The organism is Vibrio sp. Vb1026 (genome assembly GCF_033338745.1).
Lineage (GTDB): Bacteria > Pseudomonadota > Gammaproteobacteria > Enterobacterales > Vibrionaceae > Vibrio > Vibrio alginolyticus.
In genome coordinates, this window is sequence record NZ_JAWOTH010000085.1 from 1 (window position 1) to 1,408 (window position 1,408).

The 1,408-nt window shown below is 43.3% G+C and carries 1 protein-coding gene; it reads left to right on the top strand.

The window, feature by feature from the left end; all coding sequences use genetic code 11:
• Window positions 1–316: 316 nt before the first annotated feature.
• A partial coding sequence (locus R7E47_RS24345; RefSeq protein WP_318085252.1) for an ABC transporter substrate-binding protein occupies window positions 317–1,408 on the top strand: 1,092 nt, incomplete at its 3' end.

The window sequence follows — 1,408 nt, forward strand, 5'->3', positions numbered from 1 at the left end:
AACCAACGACAAGCAGCCGAATTGCTGGGATTAAGCTATCACCAGCTACGAGGTATGGTCAGAAAGTACGGTTTAGTCGGGCAAAGTTAACAAAACCAAAAACACCACTAGCCATAGATAACGCAACTCATGTCTGCAAAATTCGGGCTACAGTGTTAAATAGACATCGTATTTTGATCTAACACCCTACCAGCAAAAGATTTTGTGTTTGGAGCGAGTTCACAAAGGTGTTAAATTAGCGAGATCATTTTCGCTTGTGAGCTCTGGACGAGTAAGATCAAATGAAACAAGCAAAATCCAATGAACATTTCATATTATGAATGCTTTTATAAGATTATCGCTGAGCCTTATTGGTATTAGCTTACTGACTGCCTGTGGTGAAGACATCGATCACAACGATATTCGCCAAGCAGGTTTTGTGTTTTGTGGGCAAGGTAAACCAACAACATTTAATCCTCAGCTTATAGACAGTGGTATTACAGCCGAGGCGTTAAGCCCTCAGTTGTACGACACATTACTCACGCTTGATCCTAAAACACACCAACCTATTGCAAGCATTGCGGAAAGTTGGTCTGTGAACAAGGAAGGTACTGAGTACACATTCAAGCTCAAACATGGCGTTCAGTTCCAAACGACACCGTGGTTCTCTCCGACTCGCCCGTTAAATTCAAAAGACGTGGTATTCAGCTTTAAGCGAATCATTGATGTAGACCATCCTTTTCATCAAGTTGGTGGTGGTTTTTATCCATGGTTTGCTGGTTTAGATTTTCAAAATCTATTGCAAGATGTGATTGCTGTCGATGATTACACAGTGACGTTTAAACTCGCTCAGCCAAACTTTTCATTCTTGGCAAACATCGCCACCAGCCATGCGGTAATACTGTCAGCAGAATACGGTCAACAATTGGCGGCAAAAGACAACAAAGAGCAAATCGACCAACTCCCTATTGGTTCAGGACCTTACCAGCTCAAAGAGTATCAAGTAAACGATTTGATTCGCTTGGAACGTCACCCGAACTACTGGAACTCGCCAGCGAAAATGGAACAGGTAGTGTTCGACATTTCACACCGTGGTACTGGCACGTTAGCTAAGTTGCTGCGCAATGAATGCGATGTTTTGTCTTCACCTATCTCTAGCCAGATCCCAATCATTCAAGAAGATGAAAACCTTGAGTTGACGGCGACACCAGCAAATAACGTTTCCTTTATTGCGATTAATACCGAGACTCCAGCACTTCGCGACCCAAGAGTCCGCCAAGCGTTGAACCTTGCGATCAATCGTCAAAATATCTTGGATTCGGTTTATTACGGTACAGGAACCCTAGCTTATACATTGCTGCCGCCGAACTCTTGGGCGTATCAAAAAGACAGTGCGAAAATTCGTTATGACCGAAATTACGCTCTCGCT